This window comes from Kordiimonas sp., from assembly GCF_048264555.1.
GTDB lineage: Bacteria > Pseudomonadota > Alphaproteobacteria > Sphingomonadales > Kordiimonadaceae > Kordiimonas.
In genome coordinates this window covers 599,090-624,814 of the sequence record NZ_JBLXCX010000001.1, presented here as the reverse complement: position 1 = coordinate 624,814, position 25,725 = coordinate 599,090, and the positions used below count along the sequence as shown (strand labels likewise).

The 25,725-nt window shown below is 57.4% G+C and carries 31 protein-coding genes; 23 read left to right on the top strand and 8 right to left on the bottom strand.

The window, feature by feature from the left end; translation table 11 throughout:
* Positions 1-341 precede the first annotated feature (341 nt).
* The 6 genes from ACN0XZ_RS03040 (at position 342) to ACN0XZ_RS03015 (ending at position 4,674) form a co-directional block, all read left to right on the top strand.
* Positions 342-977 (top strand): phage tail protein, encoded by a 636-nt coding sequence (locus ACN0XZ_RS03040; protein WP_417456236.1) that lies wholly within the window; start codon positions 342-344, stop codon positions 975-977.
* Positions 978-1,031: 54 nt separating this feature from the next.
* Complete coding sequence (locus ACN0XZ_RS03035; RefSeq protein WP_417456235.1) at positions 1,032-1,475, top strand: DUF6916 family protein; 444 nt, start codon at positions 1,032-1,034, stop codon at positions 1,473-1,475.
* 20 nt (positions 1,476-1,495) lie between these two features.
* Positions 1,496-2,131 (top strand): phage tail protein, encoded by a 636-nt coding sequence (locus ACN0XZ_RS03030; RefSeq protein ID WP_417456234.1) that lies wholly within the window; start codon positions 1,496-1,498, stop codon positions 2,129-2,131.
* 90 nt (positions 2,132-2,221) lie between these two features.
* Positions 2,222-2,572 (top strand): DUF6916 family protein, encoded by a 351-nt coding sequence (locus tag ACN0XZ_RS03025; protein WP_417456233.1) that lies wholly within the window; start codon positions 2,222-2,224, stop codon positions 2,570-2,572.
* 29 nt (positions 2,573-2,601) lie between these two features.
* A complete protein-coding gene (locus ACN0XZ_RS03020; protein WP_417456232.1) occupies positions 2,602-3,162 on the top strand; it encodes a GNAT family N-acetyltransferase in 561 nt (186 codons plus the stop codon).
* Between the two features lie 129 nt (positions 3,163-3,291).
* Positions 3,292-4,674 carry a YjiH family protein gene (locus ACN0XZ_RS03015; RefSeq protein ID WP_417456231.1) on the top strand — a complete coding sequence of 461 codons (1,383 nt, stop codon included), beginning with the start codon at positions 3,292-3,294 and terminating at the stop codon, positions 4,672-4,674.
* 7 nt (positions 4,675-4,681) lie between these two features.
* On the opposite strand, the gene ACN0XZ_RS03010 is transcribed toward ACN0XZ_RS03015, so the two are convergent.
* Complete coding sequence (locus tag ACN0XZ_RS03010; protein ID WP_417456230.1) at positions 4,682-5,878, bottom strand: hypothetical protein; 1,197 nt, start codon at positions 5,876-5,878, stop codon at positions 4,682-4,684.
* Between the two features lie 106 nt (positions 5,879-5,984).
* The gene (locus tag ACN0XZ_RS03005) at positions 5,985-6,851 is read right to left on the bottom strand and encodes a crotonase/enoyl-CoA hydratase family protein (RefSeq protein WP_417456229.1); all 867 of its coding nucleotides are present in this window, start codon (positions 6,849-6,851) and stop codon (positions 5,985-5,987) included.
* A gap of 144 nt (positions 6,852-6,995) precedes the next feature.
* On the opposite strand from ACN0XZ_RS03005, the gene ACN0XZ_RS03000 reads away from it, so the two are divergent.
* On the top strand, positions 6,996-7,514 hold the full coding sequence (locus ACN0XZ_RS03000; RefSeq protein WP_417456228.1) for a DUF962 domain-containing protein: 519 nt from the start codon (positions 6,996-6,998) through the stop codon (positions 7,512-7,514).
* A gap of 67 nt (positions 7,515-7,581) precedes the next feature.
* On the opposite strand, the gene ACN0XZ_RS02995 is transcribed toward ACN0XZ_RS03000, so the two are convergent.
* Together ACN0XZ_RS02995 and ACN0XZ_RS02990 are read right to left on the bottom strand one after the other, a co-directional pair.
* Positions 7,582-7,875 carry a GIY-YIG nuclease family protein gene (locus tag ACN0XZ_RS02995; protein ID WP_417456227.1) on the bottom strand — a complete coding sequence of 98 codons (294 nt, stop codon included), beginning with the start codon at positions 7,873-7,875 and terminating at the stop codon, positions 7,582-7,584.
* 162 nt (positions 7,876-8,037) lie between these two features.
* On the bottom strand, positions 8,038-9,495 hold the full coding sequence (locus ACN0XZ_RS02990) for a phospholipase D-like domain-containing protein (RefSeq protein ID WP_417456226.1): 1,458 nt from the start codon (positions 9,493-9,495) through the stop codon (positions 8,038-8,040).
* A gap of 131 nt (positions 9,496-9,626) precedes the next feature.
* Here ACN0XZ_RS02990 and ccmA point away from each other — a divergent pair, with 131 nt between their 5' ends.
* The 11 genes from ccmA (at position 9,627) to ACN0XZ_RS02935 (ending at position 17,765) form a co-directional block, all read left to right on the top strand.
* Positions 9,627-10,370 carry a heme ABC exporter ATP-binding protein CcmA gene (gene ccmA / locus ACN0XZ_RS02985; RefSeq protein ID WP_417456644.1) on the top strand — a complete coding sequence of 248 codons (744 nt, stop codon included), beginning with the start codon at positions 9,627-9,629 and terminating at the stop codon, positions 10,368-10,370.
* Between the two features lie 35 nt (positions 10,371-10,405).
* Positions 10,406-11,071, top strand: a complete 666-nt coding sequence (gene ccmB / locus ACN0XZ_RS02980) for a heme exporter protein CcmB (RefSeq protein WP_417456643.1) — start codon at positions 10,406-10,408, stop codon at positions 11,069-11,071.
* Positions 11,072-11,251: 180 nt separating this feature from the next.
* A complete protein-coding gene (locus ACN0XZ_RS02975; protein WP_417456225.1) occupies positions 11,252-11,971 on the top strand; it encodes a heme ABC transporter permease in 720 nt (239 codons plus the stop codon).
* Between the two features lie 19 nt (positions 11,972-11,990).
* On the top strand, positions 11,991-12,152 hold the full coding sequence (gene ccmD / locus ACN0XZ_RS02970; protein ID WP_417456224.1) for a heme exporter protein CcmD: 162 nt from the start codon (positions 11,991-11,993) through the stop codon (positions 12,150-12,152).
* On the top strand, positions 12,153-12,635 hold the full coding sequence (gene ccmE / locus ACN0XZ_RS02965; protein ID WP_417456223.1) for a cytochrome c maturation protein CcmE: 483 nt from the start codon (positions 12,153-12,155) through the stop codon (positions 12,633-12,635).
* Complete coding sequence (locus ACN0XZ_RS02960; RefSeq protein WP_417456222.1) at positions 12,632-14,593, top strand: heme lyase CcmF/NrfE family subunit; 1,962 nt, start codon at positions 12,632-12,634, stop codon at positions 14,591-14,593. The genes ccmE and ACN0XZ_RS02960 overlap by 4 nt, the downstream gene beginning before the upstream one ends.
* Before the next feature lie 3 nt (positions 14,594-14,596).
* A complete protein-coding gene (locus ACN0XZ_RS02955; protein ID WP_417456221.1) occupies positions 14,597-15,127 on the top strand; it encodes a DsbE family thiol:disulfide interchange protein in 531 nt (176 codons plus the stop codon).
* Positions 15,124-15,588: a cytochrome c-type biogenesis protein CcmH gene (locus ACN0XZ_RS02950; protein WP_417456220.1), complete on the top strand. Its 465-nt coding sequence runs from the start codon at positions 15,124-15,126 to the stop codon at positions 15,586-15,588. The genes ACN0XZ_RS02955 and ACN0XZ_RS02950 overlap by 4 nt, the downstream gene beginning before the upstream one ends.
* The gene (gene ccmI, locus ACN0XZ_RS02945; protein ID WP_417456219.1) at positions 15,585-16,676 is read left to right on the top strand and encodes a c-type cytochrome biogenesis protein CcmI; all 1,092 of its coding nucleotides are present in this window, start codon (positions 15,585-15,587) and stop codon (positions 16,674-16,676) included. Before ACN0XZ_RS02950 ends, ccmI begins: the two co-directional genes overlap by 4 nt.
* A gap of 124 nt (positions 16,677-16,800) precedes the next feature.
* Positions 16,801-17,160 (top strand): hypothetical protein, encoded by a 360-nt coding sequence (locus ACN0XZ_RS02940; protein ID WP_417456218.1) that lies wholly within the window; start codon positions 16,801-16,803, stop codon positions 17,158-17,160.
* 77 nt (positions 17,161-17,237) lie between these two features.
* Positions 17,238-17,765, top strand: coding sequence for an NUDIX hydrolase (locus ACN0XZ_RS02935; RefSeq protein WP_417456217.1), 528 nt, complete (start codon positions 17,238-17,240; stop codon positions 17,763-17,765).
* On the opposite strand, the gene ACN0XZ_RS02930 is transcribed toward ACN0XZ_RS02935, so the two are convergent.
* A complete protein-coding gene (locus tag ACN0XZ_RS02930; RefSeq protein ID WP_417456216.1) occupies positions 17,762-18,340 on the bottom strand; it encodes a septation protein A in 579 nt (192 codons plus the stop codon). The genes ACN0XZ_RS02935 and ACN0XZ_RS02930 overlap by 4 nt on opposite strands.
* 65 nt (positions 18,341-18,405) lie before the next feature.
* Between ACN0XZ_RS02930 and ACN0XZ_RS02925 the strand changes: the two genes are divergently transcribed.
* The 4 genes from ACN0XZ_RS02925 to ACN0XZ_RS02910 are packed head-to-tail and all read left to right on the top strand — an operon-like array spanning position 18,406 to position 21,768.
* A complete protein-coding gene (locus ACN0XZ_RS02925) occupies positions 18,406-19,755 on the top strand; it encodes an MFS transporter (RefSeq protein ID WP_417456215.1) in 1,350 nt (449 codons plus the stop codon).
* 5 nt (positions 19,756-19,760) lie between these two features.
* Positions 19,761-20,330: an RNA methyltransferase gene (locus ACN0XZ_RS02920; protein WP_417456214.1), complete on the top strand. Its 570-nt coding sequence runs from the start codon at positions 19,761-19,763 to the stop codon at positions 20,328-20,330.
* Between the two features lie 57 nt (positions 20,331-20,387).
* Positions 20,388-20,912, top strand: coding sequence for an invasion associated locus B family protein (locus ACN0XZ_RS02915; protein WP_417456213.1), 525 nt, complete (start codon positions 20,388-20,390; stop codon positions 20,910-20,912).
* A 13-nt stretch (positions 20,913-20,925) separates the two neighbouring features.
* Entirely contained in the window at positions 20,926-21,768 is an 843-nt protein-coding gene (locus ACN0XZ_RS02910; RefSeq protein ID WP_417456212.1) for an MBL fold metallo-hydrolase, read from the top strand.
* On the opposite strand, the gene ACN0XZ_RS02905 is transcribed toward ACN0XZ_RS02910, so the two are convergent.
* Positions 21,749-22,507: a carbon-nitrogen hydrolase family protein gene (locus ACN0XZ_RS02905; RefSeq protein ID WP_417456211.1), complete on the bottom strand. Its 759-nt coding sequence runs from the start codon at positions 22,505-22,507 to the stop codon at positions 21,749-21,751. The genes ACN0XZ_RS02910 and ACN0XZ_RS02905 overlap by 20 nt on opposite strands.
* A 192-nt stretch (positions 22,508-22,699) precedes the next feature.
* On the opposite strand from ACN0XZ_RS02905, the gene rlmN reads away from it, so the two are divergent.
* A complete protein-coding gene (gene rlmN, locus ACN0XZ_RS02900) occupies positions 22,700-23,917 on the top strand; it encodes a 23S rRNA (adenine(2503)-C(2))-methyltransferase RlmN (RefSeq protein WP_417456210.1) in 1,218 nt (405 codons plus the stop codon).
* A 23-nt stretch (positions 23,918-23,940) separates the two neighbouring features.
* Here the strand turns inward: rlmN and ACN0XZ_RS02895 are convergent, their stop codons facing one another.
* Together ACN0XZ_RS02895 and ACN0XZ_RS02890 are read right to left on the bottom strand one after the other, a co-directional pair.
* The gene (locus tag ACN0XZ_RS02895) at positions 23,941-24,759 is read right to left on the bottom strand and encodes a flagellin (RefSeq protein WP_417456209.1); all 819 of its coding nucleotides are present in this window, start codon (positions 24,757-24,759) and stop codon (positions 23,941-23,943) included.
* Between the two features lie 185 nt (positions 24,760-24,944).
* Positions 24,945-25,715: a MerR family transcriptional regulator gene (locus tag ACN0XZ_RS02890; RefSeq protein ID WP_417456208.1), complete on the bottom strand. Its 771-nt coding sequence runs from the start codon at positions 25,713-25,715 to the stop codon at positions 24,945-24,947.
* Between the last annotated feature and the right edge of the window lie 10 nt (positions 25,716-25,725).

Genomic DNA, 25,725 nt, shown 5'->3' with positions numbered 1-25,725 from the left:
ATCTAACTTAAAAACTGGATAACAAAAAAATCAAAACTAGAAACATAATGACAAGGTTCCTAAATAATTAATAAGTAATTAATAAAAAATATACGATATTAACTTTTTGTTAATATTTTATGATGTCGCCATTGCCTAGCAGGTCGGTAAGATATTGAGTTATCTGATTTAAATGAAAATCCGACGATGACCATAGCTCTCGTAACACAATCTATATTTGTAATAATGTTCTAAATTCACCAATAAGTTATAAATATAAATTGACTCATGTGGTCTCTTAACATTGAATATTGCTACTATCGGTTGCTATATCTTATTTCAATCTTGAGGGGGAGAGACCCATGGAAGGTTATCTTGGAGTCATCGAGGCGCTTGGTTTCAACTTCACACCGCTCCATTACGGCGCCTGTGCAGGCGCGCTGATTGCAATCTCGCAGAATAGTGCGCTCTTTTCACTGCTGGGCACCGCATTCGGGGGCGATGGTCGCAGCACCTTCGGCCTCCCGGAGCTTCGGGGCCGCGTGCCAATGGGCTTTGGCACCGGGCCTGGGCTGCCGCCTTTCATCATGGGCCAGAGAACGGGTACTGAAACCGTCACGCTCAACAGCACCCACCTGCCAGCGCATACCCACGCGCACACCTATACAGCCAGCGGCGGCGGCGGTACACCGGCGGTGGCCGTGGTTGAAGTGGCGTCCAACAGCGGCGGCAAGAAGGCCACACCGGCTGACGGTGATTATATCGCGGGCCCAGGAAATGCCTTTGGTGCGGTACAGGATAATCTGTTTCTTGCCCCAACCGATGTAACCTCAACGGCTCTCATTGGTGGTGTTACCGTCACGGGTGGCGGCGGGTTCGATTCGACCGCCTTCTCCATCCTGAGCAGCGGCCAGAACAATCCGTTCCCGATCGTTCAGCCAAGCTCGGTCATCAATTTTGCTGTCTGCATGCAGGGTCATTACCCAAGCCGCAGCTAACCTCCATTTGACGGGCACCAGATTTTCCAGCCCTTATACGAAGGAGGTATAGTCATGCTGGACAAGGTAACATCGAAAAATTTCAAGGATATCGTGGGCACAAAAGCCACGATTACCATCATGGATGGACCCGACATTGAACTGACCGTGCAGGCAGTACATGAGATCAAGCTCACGAAGGACGACGAACGGCCGGACAGCTGCCGCAAGAAGCCCTTCAGTGTTGTTCTCAGCGGCACCGAATCGCATCAGGCGCCTGACGGCAGTTATGATGTGACGTTTGAGAAGATCGGCCTTCTTGAGCACGTCTATGTGGACAACAAGTCTGACAATCCGGAAAGCAAAGACTTCAATACGAAGGCGGCCAAGGAAGCGGCGGAGGCCATCAAGGCCGCGAAGAAAGCCGCGGCCGCAGGCAAGAAAGCCGACTCGGATGACGATGCCGCGCCACCAAGCGAACCGGAGCCGAGTGTGCTCTATGAAATCAACTTCGGGTAACGGGCGGCAGGAGATTTATCATGTATGATCAATATATGGGTGTCATCAAGGCGCTCGGGTTCAATTTCGTGCCGGCAGAGTGGGGCCGGTGTTGGGGCGGCATATACGCCATCGCCCAGTTCACCGCCCTTTTTTCCCTGCTGGGATGTCGGTATGGTGGTGACTGCCGCGAGAGCTTTGGCTTGCCGGACCTGCGTGGCCGTGTGCCGATGGGCTGGGGACAAAGTCCAGGCACAAGCCAAAGGGTTATTGGCACATTGCCTGGCTGGCACCAGCACATTTTGAGCTACAGCTATATGCCGGAACACACCCATTCGCATACCTATACGGGTGGCACCAGCGGTGGCCTCGATCTTAGTGTTCGTGTGGCGTCCAACGGCGGCGGGAAGAAATCGGTCCCGGCTGATGGTGATTATATCGCCGGTCCAGGCAACGCCTTCGGTGCTGTACAGGACAACCTGTTCCTGGACCCGGCCGATGTGACGTCAAAGGCCAAGATTGGCGGCGTTACGGTCGCTGGCGGTGGTGATTTCAACAATAATAATCTGACCATCGACTCGACACCGGATCTCTCAAACGCGGTGTATGTGCTCCAGCCAAGCCAAGCCTTCAACTACTGCATCTGTATGGAAGGTATCTACCCTTCGCGCAGCTAGAGCAGGCAGAAAACAATCGGGTGCCGCGTATGCGCGGCGCCCATCCGCCGGGGAAGGCGATTTGGGGTGATATTTTTATGGGAGACAAGCATGACCAGCAGTGAAGCAACACCGATCCCGCTTGGCGAGGTAACGTCGCAGCATTTCAATGGGGGAAACGACTCGGACTTCCGATTCGTCGCAGGTGATCTGGCGATGCCGGTCCAGTTGATGGACTGCAAGGAAAAGCCGGAATCCGCGGGCCCCGACAGCACGCGTACCCCGTTCCTTCTGGTGTTCCGCGCCGATGTGGATGAAGCGCATCTGATGCAACAGACGCTTGAGTTCAAGGGCTGTATCCACGGCCTTGAGGACGCGCGGATCGACAATCTCCTGATTCACCGAATGATGCGCCCGGCAAACATGCCCGAAGGCGCCTACTATCAAGTCATCTTTAACTGATCCGCGGGGAAAGAAAAGGGAGGCACAGCATGATTGAAGGAACCGTAAATCTACCGCACGGTATCAGCGCCCGCCCAGCGGGCCGGGGCGACAAGGATTTCCTCGCCAAGATGTATAAGGATAACCGTGACGACCTGCGTATGGCGGACGCCGACAAGGACTATATCGAAACCGTAATCGAGATGCAGCTCGACGCCCAGCAGGGCGGCTATGGTGCCCAGTTCCCGAACGCGATTTACCTTATTCTCGAGAAGAACGGTTCGCGCATTGGTCGGCTGACACTGGATGTCCAGCCAGTTGAGCTTCGGCTTGTCGATCTGGATTTCATCAAGAAGGCGCAGGGCAAGGGCTATGGGTCTTCGATTCTCCTGTGGCTAATGAAGGCGGCGGCCACCACCCGGAAACCGCTTCTGGTGCCGTCGCGGCGGGACGATTTCGCCATGGGGAAGTTTCTGACGAAATACGGTTTTGTCGAGGATCAAAGCATGTCTGATGAAGTATATGCCCGCATGAGCTGGTTCCCCACAGCAGACGAAATGCACGGCCTCAAGGATATCGCGCCCCGGCCTGCCATGCAGGGCACAGTCTAACCTGCGGGCGACCGTGACTGCCCAGTTTTGGTGCCAAGGCTTTTCATCCTTGCGAATTGCAGATATAGCTTTGCCATCATAAAGACAGACCGCACACACGAGTGTGGTCAGGGGTAGGGGGAAATCCAGATGGCGCAATCGGCAGAAACCGGGGCAAGTGAAGGCGCGCGCATGGCGCCAGACAGATCACTGCCCGCAATCCTAAAGTTTCTGATCCCCTCCCTTTTTGGTATGGCGCTCTTTCTTCTGCCCGTCACGGTGGACGGCAATGTCACCGTGATCTTTGGGCTTTATACCAGCTGGATGCAGTCCTTCTTTGGGGAAGCGCTTCTGGCTGCGGTGGTTGCTATCACTGTGATATCCGCGCTTCTGGGCACCTATTTCATGCTGGCAAAGCCTGATTGGGAAGAAAAACGCCCCTATCTTTTTGCGGCGGCAAGCTGCACCTGGGGCTGGCTTTTCCTGCGCCTTGTGGGGGCTGCCATCGGTGTTATGGTGCTTTTTGAAGTGGGGCCTGAGATCGTGCGCCTGAGCGACACCGGCATCGCGCTTTTCAACGAGGTGGGTGTGGTGTTCGCGGTGGTGATGCTGCCTGCGTGTTATGTCATGCCGCTCCTCACGGACTTTGGCGCGATGGAATTTTTCGGCACCTTTGTGGCACCAGCCTTTCGCCGGTTTTTCCGCCTGCCGGGCCGGTCTGCGGTGGATGCGATGGCGTCTTTCGTATCCGCGAACAACGTGGGGGTGCTTGTCACTGCCCAGCAGTACAGCCGCAACAAATACACGGGCCGTGAGGCGGTCACGATCGCTACAAACTTTTCTGTGGTCTCCTTGCCATTTGCGTTGGTGATCGCGGAAGTAAGCGGCATCGGCGCCGTATTTTTCCCGTGGTATCTCACCGCCATCGTTGCCTGTATTGTGTGCGCGGTTATCACAAGCCGCCTGCCGCCCCTGAGCCGTATTGCGGATGTGCACCTTGATGGTACCGCCCCCTACAGGCGGCCAAAAAGCGATACACCCATCCTGCTCAGAAGCCTTGATAACGCGCTTGAAGCATCGTCAAACGTGCCGCCCGCGCGCGAGCAGGCCGCCACGGCCACCCGCATGGTGGTGGAACAGCTTTTTGGCGTGCTTGGCCCGGTTATGGGGCTTGCAACCCTCACGGCCATCATTGCTTTCCATTCCCCCATGGCAGACTGGATCAGCATGCCCATCGCCTTTGTGCTTGAAATGCTGGATATTGAGCAGCCCGCCCGTGTGGCTGCGGGCATGATCTTCGGTTATCTGGATCAGTTTATCCCGGCGATCATCGCGGGTGATATCATGAGCCAGCCTGTCAAGTTCCTGCTCGCCGGGCTTTCGCTGTGCCAGCTTGTGTTCATGACAGAAACGGGCCTTGTGATCCTGCGCTCCGGCCTGCCGGTCACAGTGCTGCAACTGGCGCAGGTTTTCATCCTGCGCACCATCATCGTGATCCCGGTCCTTCTGGTGGGTGCGGCGCTTATTTACTGAGCCGTGGCTAGCCGTGCGCTTCCCTGATCATGGCCTTCATGGCCTGCAGGTCAACTTGCCAGCCGCTGGGGGTCTCGTCGGCCTGGATAAACCCAACCCGCTTGCCGGTGGCCTCCTGAATGGAGGGGTGCAGCATATTAAAGCGGGGCGCCGTCTGGATAGCGATCAGGTCACAGGGCGCCATGGCCAGATTATGAAGGGCGGACGAATCGAGCCCAAGCGCCAGCTTCGTGTGCCGAAGCCGCATCAAAAGCGCTGACAGCGTGATCTTGAGCGGGTTTGCCACTTCACCCCCCATCTCAAGGATGAGGGACTTCAGCGCATCGGCATTTTCAAGTTCCCGTCCCGTCTTGGATGTCATGGCGGTGTGCTCGATCAGCATGATCGGCACACTGGGCACGGGTTTGCCGCGGGGTGGTGTGCGGCCCCATGTGCTACTGATATCACCGAGCCGCCTGAAAATCTGGCCCGCGAACCCTATGGGCACAACCCCGCCTTCATGCTGGGAAAGCGTGGTGGGCATAAGAAGCCGGTCCATCTCAAACACGGTGGTTTTATCAAGGGGCACGATCTTCTCGCTTGGCACACCATAGGCCGCGAGAAACGGCAGCATCCACGGCGCAGGGGTGGGCATCAGAAACGCGTCGATGGCGTGCAGATCTTCCGTCGCATTCAGTAATTCCAGCCGCGCGGCCACATCCACAATCCAGTGGCCATAGGTATGCACACCGGGGAAGGACAGGAGCGCCACCCGGCCTTCAAGCCTGCGCCGTTCAAGCCGACTGTCGTCCAGGCGGTAAGAACCACTCTCCTGCATGGCCAGAAAGCCGTTTCTGGCCATATAGCCCAAGTGGTTCTCTTCCCAGCCGAAGCCGTGCAGGCTGGAAAGGGCGATATGCTCGCCCGCTACCTGTGCTTTTTTTGAAAGCGTGAGACCCCAATCGTCATGCACAAGAGCACCGCGCGCTTCAAGCACACCAAGTCTAGTCGTGCCAGACGACTGGAAACGGAAATAGCGGTCCAGCCATTCCTTTGTCACCGCATTCTGGAAAAGCGGGAGGCGGTCATTCACACGCTGAAGGGCGCTCACGGGGGCTTCAAACCCGCGTTCAAGCGGCCTGAAGTGCGCGCCCACACCGGTGCACAGCAGGTCAAACTCCTGCGCGGTCGCCGCTTTGATGGGGCGAAAGCAAAGCTCGGTCATGGCACCCAGCCTTTATGAATGAGAAAAAGCATGCCCTTTCATACCGCTGCGTCTTACCGCGCTGCAACAGAAAAGGCAGGCCAGTATGGGCCGCTTATCTCATCGCCTACTCAAACGGAGGTTCTGCGTCCCAGTCAAAACCCGGCACCGGGCCGTTTGAAACCTTGTCGCTAAACTCAGGTGCGCGTTTCTCAAGGAAGCTTTGCACCCCTTCCCGCCCATCATGCATGGAGGTATGCAGCATGGTGCGGCTTTCAATCTGGTGCGCTTCCATCGGGTGGCTCGCTCCCATCATGCGCCAGATAAGCTGCCGGTTGATGGCAACAGACATGGCACTGGTGCGTGCCGTATAGCTTTCCGCCAGTTCAAGCGCGCGGGCCATCAAGTTGTCTGGCTCAACTATCTCACTGATCAGCCCGCCCTTCAGCGCTTCTTCTGCCTTAAACACCCGGCCGGAGAGGGACCAATCAAGCGCCTGCGCGACCCCCACAAGGCGGGGTAGAAACCAGCTTGCACAGCTTTCAAGCGTGATACCACGCTCAGCGAACACAAAACCAAATTTGGCGTAAGGGGAGGCAATGCGCACGTCCATCGGCAGTTGCATGGTGGTGCCCACGCCCACACTCGCCCCATTGATGGCGCCAATCACCGGTTTTTTGAGCCGGAAGAGCCTCAGCACAACCCGCCCGCCCGTGTCGCGGTTGCGTTCCATCTCCGGGCTCATGGGGTCGATGCTTTCATCAAGGCCAAACACATTGCCGCTTGCGGACAGGTCCATGCCCGCGCAGAACGCTCGCCCTGCACCGGTGACCACAAGCGCACGGATGCTATCATCCGCGTCCACCACATCGCACACGGCCTCCAGCTCCCGCGCCATGGTGGGGGTGAAAGCATTCATATTATCCGGCCGGTTCAGCGTCAGGATCGCCGCGCTTCCCTCGCGTGTGAGTGTGATGGTCTCATAAACTGCCATGGTGGTCTCCCTTGATGCCTTCCCGCGTTACATAGGCTTAAAGCACGTGGGGGAAAGCACTGCCACCCGCTTTTCCCTGCTTGATTTTAAAGACTCGGCAGTCCACTTTATGGGTCAAGGGCACGCACGCGGGAGGGAAGACCCATGAAAAACTGGTTCTATGAACAGATGGCCATGTATTCGGCCTACCACAGGGATAGCCGCAACCAGGCAACCCACCATGTGGGGGTGCCAATGATCGTCTTTTCCGTGCTGATCATCACGTCCACCGTGCCGGTGATCACGCTATCGGCTGGCACCTTCACGCTGGCTAACATCCTCATGGGTGCGCTGCTGCTGTTCTACATCATGGCCGCCCCTCTTGTGGGCACCATCGCGGTGCTGATCTATGGCGCGCTGATGTATGCCGCCGCCATGGTGGCAGCGATGGGTGAGGGCGTGCCGCTCAAGGCTTTCCTCGCGCTTTTCATCATCGGGTGGATCATCCAGTTCTGGGGCCATAAATATGAAGGCCGCAAACCCGCACTGTTTGATAACCTGTTGCAGATTTTCATGGCCCCCTCCTTCCTCATCGCGGAGGTGTTGTTCATGCTGGGGCTTGAGGAAGGGCTGAAGGCCGAGATCAAGGACCGCATGCCCAAATACCTGCCCAAAGAGGGGTGAGGTTGTTCCCCGCGACCGTCACTCCCGCGCAGGCGGGAGTCCAGATCAGTGGTTGCAATGGGACTAGTTATGAAACGATTTCATCAAAGAGGTCGAGCCAGTCGGGGTTTTCTTCTTCAATAAGCTGTAGCTTCCAGGCCCTGTTCCATTTCTTTAGCTGTTTTTCGCGTGTTATCGCGCTCTGCATGTCTTCAAACCGTTCAAAATGAACTAACTGTTTCACACTATATCGTTTGGTGAAACCAGACGCGGCGTCTGTTTTGTGCTCATAGATGCGCCGGACAAGGTCGGAGGTTACACCGATGTATAATGTGCCGTTCTTAGCCGACGCCAAGATGTAAACAAAACCTGATTTCTGCATAGGGTTAGCGTGAGTAAATTGCGGCCTCATATCAACAAAATTCTGGATTCCCGCTTTCGCGGGAATGACAAACGTGAAGGGTGCAATCGGCAATACACATTTTGCCGTCACTCCCGCGCAGGCGGGAGTCCAGATATTGACACCAATTGGCTTGGTCAGTTCTTACAAATATGGGCTGGCGAGCCAGAGCAGGCGGCCCATGGCGCGGTGCAGGCGCGGACGGGTGCGGAAGTCTTCGCGCGTCATCTCTAATGCCGTGTCCGTGCGGTCTTTCACCCAGTCGCTCATGGTGCGGGCGAAACCAGCGTCATAACACTCAAGGTTAAATTCAAAGTTCAGCTTCAGGGAGCGTGCGTCCCAGTTGGAAGAGCCGAAGAAAACCCAGTCTTCATCCACGATCATCAATTTGGTGTGGTCAAACGGGGGCGGTGAAAGATAAAGGTGGCAGCCTGCTTCCACCAGTTGCCGGGCGCCTGAAAGCGCGGTGAGCATGAAAAGCGGCAGGTTGTTTTTTGCGGGCACGATAATATCCACCTGCACGCCCCTCAGCGCCGCCTGTTTGAGGGCCACCACCAGCGCTTGCTCCGGCAAAAAATAGGGGGTGATGATGCGAACGCGCGCTCGCGCGCTTGAAAGGGCGGATTCCATGATCATGGCAGACCGCTGGCGTGGTTCATCCGGCCCGTCAGGCACCGCGCGGGCCACCACGCCGGGGCCGGTGGCACCCACGGTGGGCAGCCAAGTGTCTTCATCCAGCTCTTCTTTGGCTGAGAAGGCCCAGTCATCCGCGAACGCGTCCATCATCTGGGTGACAATAGGGCCTTCAAGGCAGAAATGGGTGTCGCGCACGCGTGGGGTGCCGTCCTCGCGCTCCAGATGGTGTTTGCGGATGTTCATGCCGCCCGCAAACCCCTTGAAACCGTCCACAATCAGAAGCTTGCGGTGGGTGCGCAGGTTAAAAAATGCGAGCCGCCACGAAAGCCGCGCCGGGTTGAAGGTGGCCACCTTGATACCCTTGCGCCGGAGAAGGTTTGAGACAGGCTTGAGCCCATAAAGGTTGCCAACCGCATCCACCAGCACCCGCACTTTCACCCCGCGTTCATGCGCGCGCACAAGGGCGGTGATAAACCGCCGCCCGGCCTGGTCCGCCTGAAAAATATAGGTGGTGAGCGCCACCGTATGCTCGGCCTTGTCGATGGCATCCACCATGGCGTCATAGGCCTTACGGCCACCCTCAAGCGGGGTGATGCGGTTGCCAAGGGTGATGGGCAGGCCCGTAACCCGGCCCGCGAGGCGTGCGTGCGCCTGCCAGCGGTTCGGGGTACCCGGGTTTGCGTCCAGAAGGCTGGGGCCGTCCGGGTCGGCGATCAGGTCCCGCCGGGCGGGCAGGCCGCGACGAACCCGGGCGCGTTTCGCCTGCCGCTCAATGCGGTTGATACCAAATAGCATGTAAAAGATAAGGCCGAACAGGGGGGCCAGCCACAAAAGCCCGATCCAGGCCACGGCGGCGCGTACGTCATCCCGGTTCCTGAGCACATGCACGCTCGCGTACATTTGTGCCAGAAATACAAAGCCCGCAACAAAAAGGCCGTCAGGCCATATGGTGGCGTTCAGGTCCATAAACCCCCAAGGGCCCATGTGGGCGCCCGTGTCTTATCCTAGTCTTATTCTATATAGGTCATGAAAGGGGGGATGAGAAGCAGTGGTGTGTTTGAAAGGCACCTCGGGAGAGGTGACGCACAGTGTCGCACATGCTGCGCGCACGCCGGTTTTTCTTGAGCTATCTCAGGCGATTGGCTAGCGTTGCGGCCATGACAGATGCTGGACAGCAGAAATTTGATGCGGTAACGCTGAGCGCCGAAAACCTTGCATGCACGCGGGGCGGCAGGCGTGTGTTCGCTGGCCTTTCTTTCAGCCTTGAAAATGGCGGGCTTCTGTATTTGCGTGGGCCTAACGGCATGGGCAAATCCACCCTGTTGCGGCTGATCGCCGGGCTCACGCCCGCGCGGGAAGGCACGCTACGTTATGGGGGGGACATCTGGCGCGGCAGCCGCGCGGCGGAGGCCGAGGCGGTGATCTATGCGGGCCACGAGAATGCGCTCAAGCCCGTGCTGACGCTGAAGGAACACGCCGAAAATTACGTGAAGCTGATGACGGGTGCGAGCCTGAGTGATGATGCCTTGGAAGACGCGGCGGCAGTGTTTGACCTCACCCGGCTTCTGGACCAGCCCGCGCGGTTTTTCTCAAGCGGGCAAAAGCACCGCGCCAGCCTGATGCGGTTTGCGCTGGTGCGGCGGCCGCTTTGGCTGATGGATGAACCAACCGTGGGGCTTGATAGCGCAAACCGGCAGGCGCTGGAGGGTTTGATGGCCCGGCATCTGGCGGCAGGTGGTTTGATTATCGCCGCAACCCATGACCCCATAGCACTTGAGGGGGCGGAACTGAACCTCAAGGACTATCAACCCAAAATCACCATTGATGAGGCTTGGGTATGATGGGGGGTATGAACGCGGGTAAAAATGGGGGCCTGATGGGCATTTTCATCAGCCTGTGCGCGCGGGATATCCGGCTCGCATGGTCGCAGGGCGGCACCGGCACCATGGCGCTCAGTTTTTTCCTGATTGCCGTGACGCTCTTCCCCTTTGGGGTGGGGCCAGAGCCGCAAGTGCTGGCCCGTATTGCCGCCGGGGTGATCTGGGTGGTGGCGCTTCTGGCATGCCTCTTGTCGCTCGACCGCCTGTATCAGGCGGATTTTGAAGATGGCAGCCTTGATGACCTTGCGCTTTCACCGCTCGGGCTTTTTGGGGTGGCGGGGGCTAAAATCCTCGCGCACTGGGTGGCGACAGTGCTGCCGCTTGTGCTCTTGTCGCCCGTGCTCGGTATGCTGATGAACCTGTCTCAGGATGCATTTGGCATGCTGGTGCTGTCGCTTCTTATCGGTACGCCGGCCTTGAGCCTGATCGGTAGTGTGGGGGCGGCGCTGACGGTTTCTGTGCGCCGGGGCGGGGTTTTGATGTCGCTTCTCGTACTGCCGCTTTATGTGCCGACGCTGATTTTTGGTGTTGGTGCCATTGATGCGGCTGCGGGCATGACAGACCCCTATCCGCATCTTGCGTTTCTGGGTGCTGTGACGCTTGTCTCGCTCATTATCGGGCCGGTGGCATCGGCGGCTGCGCTCCGGCTCTCGCTCGAATAAAGGTCCGCCACACTCATGCCGCAAAAACGCGCACACTTACGCCACACATACGCCGCACTTTCGCGCACACTTACGCCACACATTTCGCCACAGTGTGGCGTAGATTCGGGGTTCAAACAGCGGTATCTGAGGCATCACGTCGCACTTGCCGCTGGGCCCCGTTCGGGATAGGTAAGGGCCATGCATAGATTCGCCAATCCAGCCCAGTTTAACCGCCTGGCAGACAAGATCCTGCCCATCGCGAAAATCGTGATGGTGCTGGCGTTTGCCTATGGCCTCTATCTGGCGCTTGTCGCGAGCCCTGAAGACTATCAGCAGGGCCAGAGCGTTCGCATCATGTATGTGCATGTGCCCGCGGCCTGGATGGCCATGTTTACCTATATGGTGGTGGCGGCAGCGAGCTTCACGGCCCTTGTGTGGCGGCACCCGCTGGCGCTTCTGGCGGGTAAGGCAGCGGCACCCATTGGCGCGACTTTTACCGCGCTCGCGCTCATCACCGGCATGCTGTGGGGCAAGCCCATGTGGGGCACTTACTGGGTGTGGGACGGGCGGTTGACCTCGGTTCTGGTGCTGTTGTTCCTCTATCTCGGATATATGGCGATCTGGCGTTCGATGGACGAGGAAGACAAGGCGGGGCGGGCGGCGTCTATCCTCGCGCTTGTGGGTGTAGTGAATATCCCGATCATCAAGTTTTCGGTGGATTGGTGGAACACGCTGCATCAGCCCGCAAGTGTGATGCGCATGGGCGGCCCGACGATTGACGCGGCGATGTTATGGCCCCTTTTCACCATCGCCCTTGCCTTCAAGGCGTATTTTATCGTGGTGTTTCTTTACCGGATGAAACTGGAAATTAACCGGCGCAAGCTATCTGTGATGCGCGCCTCTGCGGTGCAAGCCTAGGAAAGACAAGGGTTTCAGGATGGACGCACTTGATATGGGCAAACATGCGATCTTTATCTGGGCAGCTTATGGCGTGACCTTTGTGAGCCTTATAGTGCTCGCGCTATTGACCCTGAAAGCCCACCGGACAGCCGCGCGCGATGTTGAGCGTCAGCGGCCAAAACGTCAAAAGAGCAAATAAATGGCAGGCTTGAGAACACGAAAAAAACAGCGGCTTGTGGTTGCCTCCCTCGCGGTTTCAGCGATCGCGGGTGCTATTCTGCTGGTGATTTTCGCCCTTGGGGGTGACAGCCTCAGCCTGTTCCTGCAGCCAAGTGATGTGCAGCAAAAACAAATAGTTGCGGGTAAAAGATTCCGTCTTGGCGGGCTTGTGGCCATGGGCTCTTTTGGCCGTGAGGACGATGAGCTGACCTATCGTTTCACCGTGACAGATTGCGCGGCGGATATCCCGGTGCGTTTCAAAGGCCTGCTGCCGGACCTGTTCCGTGAAGGGCAAGGTGTGGTCACCGAAGGGGCGCTCGCGCCAGACGGTGTGTTCATCGCCGACACCGTGCTTGCCAAGCATGATGAAAATTACGCCCCGCCCGGCACCATGCCCAAAAACGCGGAAGCCTGCACCCACCCGGAGGGCCTCGACACTTATGAGGCGGAAACCGGGCGATGATTGCAGAGCTTGGCCATTTTGCTTTGATGATCGCGCTTGTGTTTGCGCTTCTTGGTGCGGTTGTGCCGCACTATGGCCTCGCCCGCGGCAATGCCCGCCTGATTAGTTTGGCTGACAATGCAGTTTTAGGGCAATTTTTGATGGCTGTGGTGGCCTATGCGGCGCTGACCTATAGTTTTCTGATCTCTGATTTTTCCGTGTATGCGGTGGCGGCCCACTCCCACAGCGCAAAACCGCTTCTCTATAAAATCTCCGGCGTATGGGGCAATCATGAAGGCAGCCTCATGTTCTGGGTGCTGGTGCTCACGCTTTTTGGCACAGCGGTGGCGGTGAAGGGCAAGCGCTTGCCGCTTCGCTTTCGCGCTCGCGTGCTGGCGGTGCAAAGCGCGCTGGTGCTTGGTTTCCTGCTTTTTGTGATTTTCACCAGCAACCCGTTCACGCGGCTTGACCCCGCGCCTCTTGAAGGCAACGGCCTGAACCCGCTTCTGCAGGACCCGGGCCTCGCCTTCCATCCCCCCATGCTATATCTCGGGTATGTGGGGCTTTCGGTCGTGTTTTCTTTTGCCACTGCTGCGCTGATTGAAGGGGAGGTCACCCCGCTTTGGGCGCGCTGGGTACGGCCTTGGACGCTCACGGCATGGATGTTCCTCACGGGTGGTCTCGCGCTTGGCTCATGGTGGGCTTATTATGAGCTTGGCTGGGGCGGCTGGTGGTTCTGGGACCCGGTTGAAAATGCCGCTTTCATGCCGTGGCTGGCGGCCACAGCGCTCCTTCATAGCGCGATTGTGGTCGAGAAGCGGGACGCGCTGAAAAGCTGGACCATTCTGCTCGCGATCGTGGCCTTCTCTTTCTCCCTTCTTGGCACCTTCCTTGTGCGGTCTGGTGTGATTACGAGTGTGCATGCTTTTGCGAGCGACCCGGCGCGCGGTGTGTTTATCCTCGCATTCCTTGCGGTGGTGATTGGCGGTTCGATGACGCTTTATGCCTGGCGGGCGCCCAAGCTGACCCCGGGCGGGCTTTTTGGTCTTGTGAGCCGGGAAAGCGCGCTGGTGCTCAATAATGTGCTTTTGTCCACTTTCGCCGCCGTGGTGCTTGTGGGCACGCTCTACCCGTTGTTTGTGGAGGCCATGGGTGGCGGTCAACTGAGCGTGGGACCACCGTTTTTTGAGTATGCCGCAGCCGTGTTGATGAGCCCGCTTATCGTCGCCCTTGGCTTTGGGCCCCTCCTCGCGTGGAAGCGGGGGCGGATTTCCCGCGCGGCCCAAATTGTGCTGCCCGCGCTTATTGTGGCGCTGGTGGCGGCGCTGGTGATCGCGTGGCAGTCGGCCGGTGGTGTGGTGATGACAGCCTTTGGCCTTGGGCTTGCCACCTGGTTGATCGTAAGCGTGTTCCTTGAAATTGCGGAGCGTATCCAGCTCTTCAAGAAACCCGGAAATGCGTGGGGGCGGCTTCGCAACCTGCCGCGCGCATCATGGGGCATGAGCCTTGCGCACGCAGGTTTGGCGGTGATCCTCTTTGGTATCACCATCTCGGAGGCCTGGACGGAGGAACATCTGGTTGTGATGGCGCCGGGGGAAAGTGTTGCTGTTGCCGGGTACGACTTTACTTTTGGCGGTGTTGCACCCGTGGCGGGGCCTAACTTCACGGCTGTGCGCGGCTTTTTTGATGTAAGCAAAAATGGTGGCCGGGTGACAGAGCTAACCCCGGAAGACCGGGTGTATACCAACCCGGTGATGAATACGACGGAAGCTTCCATATACCCGCTTATGAGCGGTGACCTTTATGCGGTGATCGGTGAAGCCGCTGGGCAGGGGCGCTGGTCTGTCAGGCTGTATTTCAAGCCGTTTATCTCCGGGCTTTGGCTCGGTGCTGTCATGATGATGGTGGGGGGGCTTCTGTCCCTCAGTGACAGGCGGCTGCGCATCGGCGCACCCAAAACCGTGAAAGCGGGGGCATAGGCCATGCAGCGATTTTTACCCCTTATCATCGTGCTTGCGCTGTTTGCGGTTTTCCTCCGCATGATGACGCTTGAAGGCCGCAACCCGAACGAGATCAAAAGTGTGCTGATCGGCAAACCGGTGCCGGAGTTCAGCCTGCCCGGCCTTCGGGACGAGGAGAGCGATCTCACAAACGCCTATTTCAAGCGGGAAGAGCCGGTGCTCGTGAACTTTTTCGCGAGCTGGTGCGCCCCTTGCCGTGCAGAGCATGAAAACCTGATGGCGCTTGCCCATGAGCACGGGGTCACAATTGTTGGCGTCGCTTATAAGGACAGGCATGCGGACGCGCTTGGTTTTCTTGAAGAACTTGGTGACCCGTTCACGCGCACCGCGCTTGACCGGACCGGCAGGCTCGCCATCGACTTTGGCGTAACCGGCGTGCCCGAAACCTTTGTGGTGGATGCGGACGGGATCATTCGTTACCGCCACTGGGGCCCCGTGGTGGGTGATGGGATTGAGAAAGCCATATTGCCTGCGCTGGAGGCCGCGAAATGACCCGACTTGCAGTGGCATTTCTGGCTTTGGTGATTTTCTCCGTTCAGGTTTTTGCTGTGGCCGTGGATGACAATCCGCTTGAAGATCCAGCCAAAGAAGCGGTCGCCCGCGAGCTGATGAAAGAGATCAGGTGTCTCGTGTGCCAGAATCAGTCGATCGAGGATTCGAACGCTGACCTCGCGCGTGACCTCAGGCAGGTTGTGCGGGAACGCATCGCTCTCGGCGACACGCCGGAGAATGTGCGTGCCTATCTGGTGGACCGGTACGGAGACTGGGTGCTGCTCGAGCCGCCCGTAAAACCGCAGACATACCTGTTGTGGGCCTCCCCCTTCCTGTTCCTTCTGGTGGTTGTTTATCTCGTCTTCCGTCGCCGCAATGCGACAGCGGGCGCAGCGCCGCTGAGTGCGGAAGAGGAGGCCGAGCTTGAAGCCATTCTGGCCGCGAAGGAGCGGGAGCAATGATCTGGGTTTTGCTCATACTGCTGCTTCTCACCTCAGCCTTGCTGATGTTACGCAAGCCACAGTCTGGCGCTGCGGGCATAGATTCGGTTGGGCATTTCAAAGCGCAGCTTGATGAGCTGGAGGCCGACCGTAAGCGCGGCCTGATTGATGAACGAGACGCCGCTGCCGCCAAGGTGGAGATTGAGCGCCGCCTGCTGCGCCGCGAGAGGACGACCGATGCCCGCGTGGTGACGGACGGCGGCTTTCAGAGCATCATGCCCTATGCGCTTCTGGTGCTTCTTGTGCCTGCCGCGCTTTATGTTGTCATGGGGCGGCCTGACCTGCCCGCGAAACCCGGCTTTATCGCCAACAACCGGCAGATGCTGGTTGAAGAAGGCGGCCCGACCTATGGCGAAGCTTTGAAAGCCATTCAGGCTCACCTTGAGGATGCGCCTGATGATAAGCGCGGCTGGGATGTGCTGGCAAAATCGGCGCGCGCCATTCGAGACTATTCACTGGCCGCCAATGCCTTCGCTGAGCTCGCGCGGCTTGAGCCCGATGAGCCTAAATGGCGGGTACAGCAGCTTGAGGCCATGCTGGGCATGGCAAACGGGCAAATGACCCCTGCGGCCCGGCTTGTGCTCGCACGGCTTATGAGCGACGAGCCCAACCACCCGGCCGGGCAATATTATATGGGCCTTGCCTTCTTTCAGGCAGGTGATGAGGACAGGGCCCGTGCGGTATGGCTCGCGCTCGCAGACCGGTCACCAGAAGATGCGCCGTGGATGGCACCGCTTCGTGAACGACTTGAAGCGCTCGGTGAAAGCTTGCCCACCATCAGCGATGATGAGATGGCGGCAGTGGCCGCGATGAGCGATGAGGACCGGGAAGCTTTCATCGCGCAGATGATCGCACGGCTGGCAGCCCGGCTTGAAGCAAACCCAGGTGACGTGGAAGGCTGGATGATGCTGGCGCGCTCCCAGCTTTCAATGGGTGACAGGGAAAGTGCCATCGCGGCGCTTGAACGGGGTATATCGCTTGTGGATGAAGCAGATAAGCCGACGCTGAAAGCCTTTCTTGACAATGTGCGAACTAAACCCGATCTTTAAGACTCTGGTGACGATTGCGCATTATTATGGTGCAGTGTGTAACCCGATCATCAGGCCCGAAGAAATCGCCGGCCTCAACCCAGCGCTTAAATAGCCAGAATGTATAGTTCAGTGATCCTTGGCGATGGTTGAAATCAACTCAAATGCTTCAGGTCTTCGGTCCCAATTGCAGGCGCAGCTGCAGTCGGACACTGCCCGGCGTTCTATTCGTGCGAACCCTGAACAGGGGCGGGACCCCGCAGATGTGGTTGCACGGCGCGTGGATGAGCGCATCGGCGAACGCAGCGAAGCCAATCGGCAGGCCCCGGCGCAGCGGTCAAGCCGCAGCAACGACCTTTCGAGCTCAAGAGAACTTGTGGCGGCGGAAGAGCGCGTAAACCAGCTGAATGCCAATAATCGGGAAGCCCCGATCGGGCGCACCTCACAGCTGGCTTCAAGTGGGCGCAACGCACCGCTTGGGCAGATTGTCGATATCCGGGTTTAATCCCAAACACTCTTGCCGCCATTCGCGTGCAGCCACTATTGGCTGGACGTTTTAAGCCTGTGCGTTAGGCTTATGTCATGGCAAACGCACCCGGCATTCCAGATCATTTTCACCGCAAAGTCCCGGACGGGGACGAGCGCGAAAGGCTAGTGTGCGGAAGCTGCGGCTTTATCCACTATGAAAACCCCCGCATTATCGCAGGCGCCGTGGTGGAGCATGAGGGCAGGGTTTTGCTGTGCAGGCGCGCCATTTACCCCCAAAAAGGGCGCTGGACCATCCCCGCAGGTTTTATGGAAACAGGCGAAACACCTGAAGAAGGTGCCGTGCGTGAAGCCTATGAGGAAGCAACCGCCCGAATCCGGATCAGGGACCTGCTCGCCGTTTATTCCGTAACGCACATATCGCAGGTGCATATGATGTACCGCGCAACGCTGGAGGCGCCCGAGTTTTCACCGGGTATTGAAAGCCTTGAGGTTGGCCTGTTCGCGTGGGATGAAATACCTTGGGATGAGCTTGCTTTCCCGAGTGTGCACTGGGCGCTGAAGCACTTCAGGGAAGCTGAGGGGCGATCAGATTTCGCGCCCTTTACCAACCCTGTGCCCTAGGCGTCGCTGCTTTCCTCGTCCTCATCGGGCATATATTTCATCATCATCGGCATCTGCGCCATGATGAAAATAAAGGTGGCCCCCATATAGCCGAAGGTTTTGAAGTTGACCCAGAAGTCTGTGCTTTGGGTGCGCCAGATCAGCTCGTTCACCACGGCCATAACCACCAGAAAAGCAACATAGTTGCGGGTAAACTTGCGCCAGCCCTCATCATCCATCTCAAACGCCAGTTCCATTACCATCTTGATGTAAAGCCGGCCGGTCATAAGCCCAAACAGCAGCACCGCGGCAATCAGGCCATTGATGACGGTCAGCTTCATTTTCACGAAGGTTTCGTCCTGCAGGTAAAGTGTTAGGCCCCCCATGACCATGACGATAACAAACGTGACCTTGAGCATGGGCGCTATGCTGCCTGTCAGCACGCGGGACGCGATCATAGCGATAACACTGGCCACCATGAAAGTGCCGGTGGCGAGATAGATATCCCCGAGCTTGAAGCTGGCGAAAAATACGATCAGGGGGCCAAAATCAATCGCGAGCTTGACCAAGGGGGATGTTGCTTTTTTATCAGCCATTGTGATCACAAAACCTTTACTGGCGTGGTTCGAGGCCGTTCCGCCCTTGCTGCACAAGATATGCCGTGGCTAGATGGCGACCGTACCAAAACATCATTGTTGGAACCCCCGTTATGCTGCACCTCCTGAAGGATCGCAACTTTCTCTTCTACTGGCTTGGCCAATTTGTCTCCGTGATCGGTGATCATGTGAGCATGCTGGCTTTTCCGTGGCTGGTCCTGCAACTGACCGGAAGCGAGCTTTTGATGGGGTTGGTATTTGCGGCCCAAGGGCTGCCACGGGCGGCGCTCATGCTGTGGGGCGGCGCGCTGGTGGACCGCACAAACCCGCGCAGCATAATGTTATGGACCAACCTTTTGCGCCTCGTACTTGTGATGGTGCTGGCGTACCTTCTGTATATCGATTCCGTGACCATTGAAGTTGTGTTTGCCATGGCGATTGCCTTTGGCCTTGCGGACGCCTTTTTCTACCCCGCAACGACATCCATGGTGCCAAGCCTTGTGAAAGGCGATGACCTCCAGACCGGCAATTCACTTGTGCAGACCAGCATGTGGCTGGGGGTGATTATCGGGCCGGTGATCGCTGGTGTGGTGATCGCGGGTGAGGCAACAACCGTGAGCCATACACCGCAGGAAGCAGGTGGCAGTTTTCAAGACGACCGTATGGGCCTTGCCCGGGCATTTTTCCTCGATGGTCTGACCTTCGCGTTCTCCTACCTCACGCTTCTTTTTGTGCGAGCGAGAAACTACGAGAAGGATGAAAGCGAGGAGGGCCAGTCCATGGCGTCTGCTATTATGCAGGCCATTAAGTGGGTTTGGGCGAACCCCTCTGTCAGGCTTGGTTTCATTGGTATCGCCATTCTGGAGATGTTTTTCCAGGCCCCTATATTCATCGGTCTCCCGGCCCTTGCCGACCTCCGTTTTGAAGAGGGCGCTTATGTTTACGGGCTTGAAATCGCGGCTTACGGTAGCGGCGCACTTTTAGGGGCTATTGCGGGCGGCATGCTCAAATGGCCGAAACCGGAGAATGTGGTGCGGGTGATGTTTCTCATCTTCACCTTCTCAGGCGCCACCATTGGGCTGATTGTGCTTTACCCGCCTTATTGGTGGGCGATGCTGGTGTTTTTTATCGCAGGCGGCGGCGACAGTTACATCTGGGTGCACTTCACCACGTTTTTGCAAAAAGCCACGCCGGAGAAGCTTTTGGGGCGCGTGATGAGCATCCTGATGTTCATGTCGGTTGGGCTGTTGCCAATCGCTAGTATCATTGCGGGTTTTGCTTTTGAATGGAATCTTGAGCTTTCGCTCATGATCGCGTCCGGCATCCTTGTTGTATCCTGCCTTTTGGCAGCGGCGCATCCTTATGCTAAAGCAAAAGAAATGACAGAAGGCGCCGAACAGACGGCAGGAGAGTAAAGCGTATGCGCGGGTATTTTGGTGTTGGTATTGATGGGGTCTCCAAAGAAGGCAATATGGGGAACCTGATCCGTACGGCCCATGCGTTTGGCGCTTCCTTCGCGTTTGCGGTGAACCCGCGTGTCGTCGCCCACACGGGTGAGGTGGTGACGGCTGATTTTGCAGACACCAGCAAAACCCACACCCAGATCCCGTTCTATAATTATGCCAGTGCGGCGGAGGTGGACGTGCCGCAAGGCTGCCAGCTTGTGGGTGTTGAGATCACGGATGACGCGATTGACCTGCCCAGCTTTCGCCACCCAACCCGCGCGGTGTATGTGATGGGGGCTGAACGCGTGAGCTTGAGCGACGAGATGATCGCCCGCTGCGCGCATGTGATCAAAATCCCGACAAAGTTCAGCCTTAACGTTGCGACAGCCGGTGCTATAGTCATGTATGACCGGCTAAGGGTTTTGGGTGGATACGCGGAGCGCCCTGTGATGGCGGGGCAAAAACCGATTGAGAAGGCCGCACATGTGCATGGTGGCCGCTTTAGCCGATTGGAGCGCCGCGCGCGGCGCAGTGAGACCGAGTAATCGCAAGCTATTTGCGAGCAGTGGGCCAAGGGCCCGAGGGACAAAAACGAGGACCGTATGCGACTTTCTTTTTTGCTCATCAGTGTGTTGGCAGCATCCTGTGTGTTGAGTGCAGGTGCCGAGGCTCAGGGGAAACCAAGGCTGCTTGGCAGCTACCGCGATTGGGACGCCATGACCGGCACGGACGGTAGCGGGGGCAAAACCTGCTATATCATCTCCAGCCCGAAAAAAAGTACCGCCAGCAAGCGCAACGCCACACGCGGCCAGATCTATATCACGGTTACCCATCGGCCCGCTTTTGGTGTCACAGGTGAGGTAAACGCGGTTGTGGGTTACCCGATCCGCCGGGGCAGCGAAGCCAACATCTCGGTTGATGGCAGGCACCAGTTCCAGTTTTTCACCGAAGGGCCGGGTGCGTGGGCTTATGACCCCAAAGACGACGCGGCGGCGGTTTCTGCCATGAAGGCTGGTGTAAACCTGGTGGTGAAGGCCACCAGCCAACGCGGCACTGATACAACTGACACCTATTCGCTTTCAGGCTTCACGGCCGCCTATAACGCCATTTCAAAAGCCTGCCGGTAACAAAGGACAATAGATGCTCAAACGCGCGCTTCTTATAGGTGCACTCGCTCTCTGCTCGGCCGGTGTTTCAGCTGAGGGCGTCAAGCTTTGCCATATCGCCAACTCGGGCTTTCTGGCTGAGGGCCGTATGAGCACGGTGCTTTTTGATGCCGCACGGGTTGTGGATACCTATGACGGCGACTATGCCATGCCCAGCAAGGGCCTGATGGACGACATGACCCATGGCCGCGGGGCGTTTGAGCATGTAACGCTTGCGCTCGTCAGCCACAAACATAATGACCATTATGACCCTGTGGCCACGCTCAAGCACCTGCGAACCAACAAGCGCGTACACTATGTTATGCCGCCTGAAGCGTTTGAGATGCTCAAAGCCCATCACCCCACTGACGATGAGGCCGCCCGTGTTCATGTTGTGCTGCCAGACTGGAGCGCAGGCCCTATCACAAACCAGTTTGGGGATGTGACGGTTGAGGCTTACCGCGTAAGCCACGGTGAAGGTGGCCCGCAAAATATCGGTTACCGGGTTTCGCTTGACGGGGTGCGCATCTTCCACACCGGCGATATCGCTGCGACCAAGGAGAGCCTGAGCAATGCGGGGCTCCGGCAGACCGAGGTTGATGTCATGCTGATGCCGTTCTGGTATGGCCTTAATAACGCCGAGCAGAATGAAGCGGTTTTGAGCGCGTGGCAGATCGGCACGATGGTGCCGATGCACTTCGCCCCGAAAGAAGAACGCTGGATGAGCGAGTATGGTGGCTTTGATATGCTGATCCGCCATGTGCATGACCAGTGGCCAAACGCCCGCAAGGTGCTGGGCGAGATGGCGTGCGAAACCTTCAGCTATCCAGCCCCATAATCTCGCTAGACCAGCCAGCTTCAGTGTAGGTGGCTGTCACAAGGGCTTCACGAGTGTCGTCAATTAGCGCGATCTGCTCACCGCCCGGTGCCCAAATGGCGCTACCGCCCGGCGGGATGTAACTTCCGCTTTGGGTGGCATAATTGGCGAGCAGCACAGCCATCTGGTGCTCACGGGCGTAGCCTTCCAGCATTTTTGCTTCGCGCGCATACCCGCTTTCTGAGATCAGGGCACTGGCGGCATAGAGATCCGCGCCGTGTTCTGCTGCGCGTGCCGCATGGCTTGCGTGATTAAGGTCGGCACAAATGGCGAGCCCAAGCTTCGCGCCTTTATGCTCAATCAGTCCCACCTTGTTGTCGGGCTGGAAGTAGGGGGCTTCACTGTCGTGCACATGCACCTTGTTATACGGGATGGGCGCTGTGCCCCCGAAGATAAGGGAGCCCACATAGGGTTTGCCGGACGCGGCCTTTAAGGGCACGCCTGCCATCACCCGCATGTCATGCTGGCTTGCAAACGTGTGTAAGGGCATGAATGCGGGGTCGTCGGCTGTGGTTTGCAAACTATCTGCCAGATCAAGCTCATAGCCTGTGACGGAAAGTTCGGGGAACACCAGAAAATCCACCCCTGCTGACGCGGCCATCTCGGCCATGCGCATGTGGGTGTCGAGGTTGGCGTGTATGTCTCCGCGTATGGCGGAATACTGGGCGGCGGCAACGGTGTAACCATAGGGTAGGGGCATGGCTATCATCCCTTGAGTGGCTTCTCGGAAACCTTATTGAGGAGCCCATGGCGCGTCAATCACTCTTCTTTACAACGTGGCGTGACAGGCGTATAAGCCGCGCCATATTTAACCCGCATCGTGGTGGAACGCCGCGATTGCCTGAAACGCCCTGGCGCCGACCTGCAAACGGCAAAAGGCAGGAGTGAAAAGATGCAGATTACCCCGAACGGCCATGAGCCGATCGTTTCCCCGCGCATTGTTGTCCCCGGTGACAAGCTGAACATCCTTGGCCTTGACCGTGCAGAGCTTAAAGCCGCGATTGCCGAAATTGGCGTGCCCGAGAAGCAGGTGAAGATGCGCTCGAGCCAGGTTTGGCACTGGGTTTACCATCGTGGTGTTACGTCCTTTGATGACATGAGCAATGTATCAAAAGATGTGCGCGCGAAGTTGGCCGAACATTTCATTATCGAACGGCCCGAGATTGTTGAAGCGCAATACTCAAACGATGGCACGCGCAAATACCTGATCCGCTTTGCGGACGGCAACGAGGCCGAGACGGTTTATATTCCTGAGGAAGATCGCGGCACGCTTTGTATTTCAAGCCAGGTGGGCTGCACGCTTAACTGCAAATTCTGCCACACCGGCACCATGCGCCTTGTGCGCAACCTTACGGCCGCTGAGATCGTGGCGCAGATGATGATCGCACGCGATGACCTTGGTGAATGGGAAAGCCCGACCGAAGGCCGCCGGGTGACCAATATCGTGATGATGGGCATGGGTGAGCCGCTTTATAACTTCGACAATGTGAAAAAAGCGCTTGAGATCGTGATGGACGAGGAAGGCATCCAGCTTTCCCGTCGCCGTATTACGCTCTCTACCTCCGGTGTGGTGCCGCATATGGAGCGGTGCGGGCAAGAGATTGGCGTAAACCTGGCCGTCAGCCTGCATGCTGTGCGCGACGATGTGCGTTCCGAGATCATGCCGATCAACAAGAAATACGGTCTTGATGAAGTGCTCAAGGCTTGCGCGAATTACCCCGGTGCCCACAACGCACGGCGTATCACTTTTGAATATGCCATGCTGAAGGGTGTGAACGATAGCGATGCTGATGCGCGGGAGCTGGTGCGCCTTATCCGCAAATACAAGCTGCCTGCGAAGGTGAACCTTATTCCGTTCAACCCGTGGCCCGGCACCGCGTATGAATGCTCTGAGTGGGATCAAATCCAGCGGTTCTCGGATATTGTGTATGAAGGTGGTATCTCCGCCCCGATCCGGACCCCGCGTGGGCGGGATATCATGGCGGCATGCGGGCAATTGAAGTCGGCATCCGAGAAAAAATCAAAAGCTCAGCTTGAGCGGGAAGCAGCTGCCGCAGCAGGTGCGGCAGTGAGCGCAGAGCCACACCACACTTCTACCGGCCTAACCTGATATAATTTGGGATGCGTGGCTGCTTAACCGCGGCCACCACCAAACAGAGCCAGCAGGGTTTGCGGCTCGCGGTTCGCGATATTAAGGGCGAGAATGCCAAGCTGTTCCTTGATTTGAGCTGCTTGCAGGTCGGCGGCAGTGCGCGCGAGGTCAGCGTCCACCAACCGGCCGATGCCTTCTTCGATCACATTATGAAGCTTGGTGGTAAACTCTTTCTGGATCTCGAGCCTGCGTGAAGCAGTGCCAAAGTGGGAAAGGGCGGTGTTCACGTTTTTGATCGAGTTTTCAAGCTCTTCCATCGTATAGTTGGAATCGTCCGTGAGCGTGATAAGCGCGCCACCAAAAGACAGATTCTGATGGTCAAAATCCAGCGTTTCCGTGCCGTCTGAATTCGCCAGCGCGCTGATGATATCACTGCCCTGGTCGATCAGGTTGGTGCCATTGAAGTTTGCGCTTGAGATGATGGTTTTGATCTGCTCACGGTAAGCATCGAGGTCGCGCGTGTAAGCGCTTGCGGCACTCTCGTCGCCATTTTTTTGTGCGTTTAAAAGCGACGCCATTTTGCCTTTCATCTCGATCAGCAGGTCGGAAACGCTTTCGGTTGCCACAACAGCGACATCAACCGCCACGGTGGCGGTATCAATGCTTTTGAGGGTTGCGTTCAGGCCCGCGAGGTCGCCGCGCATACGCTGGGCGATCGAGTAGGTTGCTGCGTCGTCTTTGATGGAGCCGACTTTATAGCCGGTTGCAATGCGTTCTTGCAGCGTCTGAAGCCATTTGTGGTTGGCTTCAAGATTGCGAAGGGCTGAAAGGGCGCCCGCATTTGTATTCACGCTTAGCATTGCCAGTTACTCTAGCTTCTCACCCCACGCGTTTTGCGTGGTCACTCCTTTTGAGTGAATAAGCTGCAATCATACCATCAATTCAGGGTTTAGGAAATATGCACTTTTAGCCTAGCCGGAAGGCGGGTTGGGGAAGGCGGCGTATCTCGCACCGGGCCCTGTATGAGGCCCGGCGCGAAAGCATGTTATTCTCCTGCCGCCTTAAGGGCAGCCTCTGCTTTTTTGACAAATGTCCAAACCTCGGTTGAAAAGGGCGGTTCGGGCCCATCGGCGGGCCAGTCGTCCAGATTGTCATATAACTTGGCGGCACTGCCAGCGAGCTTGGGGTCAATGTCATAGATGGCTTTTGTCATCTTGTTCCATTCCCGTACCACGGCCAGGGCTTCCTCGCCGCCGGGGTCCGCGCCTTGCGCAACTAAAGCCTCTGTTTTCGCGATCAAGGCGGGCCATGCCGCTTCCTGCGCTTTTACAACCTCATCTGGCACCGCATTTTTTGCGGCGCGCCAGCGTTCCTGTTCTTCTTCTGTGTAGAATTTACCCCACACCTTTTGCCATTTTTCCTCGCTCACAGCGTGTTCTCCCATTTTGATGATATGACAAAGTGTGGACAATGAGACGTCGTTTTCGTTCTGCAATCGGTCGAGAGCCGCGCTGATCGCTTCGTGCGCGGTGCGGATACGCTCTGCCTCCGCGCGCAGCATGGCTTCCTGAACCTGCAGCACTTGCACGGCATTTAATGTAGACCCTTTGGTCATGGCCAGAATGTCCCGAAGTGTGAAGCCCGCCTTTTTGAGCATTTGTATCTGCTGCAGGCGTAAAATATCGCTGTAGCGATAGGCTCGCTGTCGTGCCTCGGTTCTCAGGGGTTTCAAAAGCCCCTTTGTCTCATAGAAGCGGAGGGCGCGTTCACTGACGCCGGACCGCTTTGCCAATTCACCGATAGATAAGGTCTGCATACCGTCTCCT

Bases quoted from the DNA above. Each gene is read 5' to 3' on its own strand.
- ACN0XZ_RS02905 (WP_417456211.1), bottom strand. From the start codon at position 22,507: ATGCCCCTACCCTATGGTTACACCGTTGCCGCCGCCCAGTATTCCGCC.
- ACN0XZ_RS02915 (WP_417456213.1), top strand. From the start codon at position 20,388: ATGCGACTTTCTTTTTTGCTCATCAGTGTGTTGGCAGCATCCTGTGTG.
- ACN0XZ_RS03015 (WP_417456231.1), top strand. From the start codon at position 3,292: ATGGCGCAATCGGCAGAAACCGGGGCAAGTGAAGGCGCGCGCATGGCG.
- ACN0XZ_RS02910 (WP_417456212.1), top strand. From the start codon at position 20,926: ATGCTCAAACGCGCGCTTCTTATAGGTGCACTCGCTCTCTGCTCGGCC.
- ACN0XZ_RS03030 (WP_417456234.1), top strand. From the start codon at position 1,496: ATGTATGATCAATATATGGGTGTCATCAAGGCGCTCGGGTTCAATTTC.
- ACN0XZ_RS02890 (WP_417456208.1), bottom strand. From the start codon at position 25,715: ATGCAGACCTTATCTATCGGTGAATTGGCAAAGCGGTCCGGCGTCAGT.
- rlmN (WP_417456210.1), top strand. From the start codon at position 22,700: ATGCAGATTACCCCGAACGGCCATGAGCCGATCGTTTCCCCGCGCATT.
- ACN0XZ_RS02955 (WP_417456221.1), top strand. From the start codon at position 14,597: ATGCAGCGATTTTTACCCCTTATCATCGTGCTTGCGCTGTTTGCGGTT.
- ACN0XZ_RS02895 (WP_417456209.1), bottom strand. From the start codon at position 24,759: ATGCTAAGCGTGAATACAAATGCGGGCGCCCTTTCAGCCCTTCGCAAT.
- ACN0XZ_RS02935 (WP_417456217.1), top strand. From the start codon at position 17,238: ATGGCAAACGCACCCGGCATTCCAGATCATTTTCACCGCAAAGTCCCG.
- ACN0XZ_RS03010 (WP_417456230.1), bottom strand. From the start codon at position 5,878: ATGACCGAGCTTTGCTTTCGCCCCATCAAAGCGGCGACCGCGCAGGAG.
- ACN0XZ_RS03025 (WP_417456233.1), top strand. From the start codon at position 2,222: ATGACCAGCAGTGAAGCAACACCGATCCCGCTTGGCGAGGTAACGTCG.
- ccmE (WP_417456223.1), top strand. From the start codon at position 12,153: ATGGCAGGCTTGAGAACACGAAAAAAACAGCGGCTTGTGGTTGCCTCC.
- ACN0XZ_RS02975 (WP_417456225.1), top strand. From the start codon at position 11,252: ATGCATAGATTCGCCAATCCAGCCCAGTTTAACCGCCTGGCAGACAAG.
- ccmB (WP_417456643.1), top strand. From the start codon at position 10,406: ATGGGCATTTTCATCAGCCTGTGCGCGCGGGATATCCGGCTCGCATGG.
- ccmI (WP_417456219.1), top strand. From the start codon at position 15,585: ATGATCTGGGTTTTGCTCATACTGCTGCTTCTCACCTCAGCCTTGCTG.
- ACN0XZ_RS03040 (WP_417456236.1), top strand. From the start codon at position 342: ATGGAAGGTTATCTTGGAGTCATCGAGGCGCTTGGTTTCAACTTCACA.
- ACN0XZ_RS02990 (WP_417456226.1), bottom strand. From the start codon at position 9,495: ATGGACCTGAACGCCACCATATGGCCTGACGGCCTTTTTGTTGCGGGC.
- ccmA (WP_417456644.1), top strand. From the start codon at position 9,627: ATGCTGCGCGCACGCCGGTTTTTCTTGAGCTATCTCAGGCGATTGGCT.
- ACN0XZ_RS03020 (WP_417456232.1), top strand. From the start codon at position 2,602: ATGATTGAAGGAACCGTAAATCTACCGCACGGTATCAGCGCCCGCCCA.
- ACN0XZ_RS02960 (WP_417456222.1), top strand. From the start codon at position 12,632: ATGATTGCAGAGCTTGGCCATTTTGCTTTGATGATCGCGCTTGTGTTT.
- ACN0XZ_RS02930 (WP_417456216.1), bottom strand. From the start codon at position 18,340: ATGGCTGATAAAAAAGCAACATCCCCCTTGGTCAAGCTCGCGATTGAT.
- ACN0XZ_RS02940 (WP_417456218.1), top strand. From the start codon at position 16,801: ATGGTTGAAATCAACTCAAATGCTTCAGGTCTTCGGTCCCAATTGCAG.
- ACN0XZ_RS03000 (WP_417456228.1), top strand. From the start codon at position 6,996: ATGAAAAACTGGTTCTATGAACAGATGGCCATGTATTCGGCCTACCAC.
- ACN0XZ_RS02950 (WP_417456220.1), top strand. From the start codon at position 15,124: ATGACCCGACTTGCAGTGGCATTTCTGGCTTTGGTGATTTTCTCCGTT.
- ACN0XZ_RS02920 (WP_417456214.1), top strand. From the start codon at position 19,761: ATGCGCGGGTATTTTGGTGTTGGTATTGATGGGGTCTCCAAAGAAGGC.
- ACN0XZ_RS02995 (WP_417456227.1), bottom strand. From the start codon at position 7,875: ATGCAGAAATCAGGTTTTGTTTACATCTTGGCGTCGGCTAAGAACGGC.
- ACN0XZ_RS03005 (WP_417456229.1), bottom strand. From the start codon at position 6,851: ATGGCAGTTTATGAGACCATCACACTCACACGCGAGGGAAGCGCGGCG.
- ccmD (WP_417456224.1), top strand. From the start codon at position 11,991: ATGGACGCACTTGATATGGGCAAACATGCGATCTTTATCTGGGCAGCT.
- ACN0XZ_RS03035 (WP_417456235.1), top strand. From the start codon at position 1,032: ATGCTGGACAAGGTAACATCGAAAAATTTCAAGGATATCGTGGGCACA.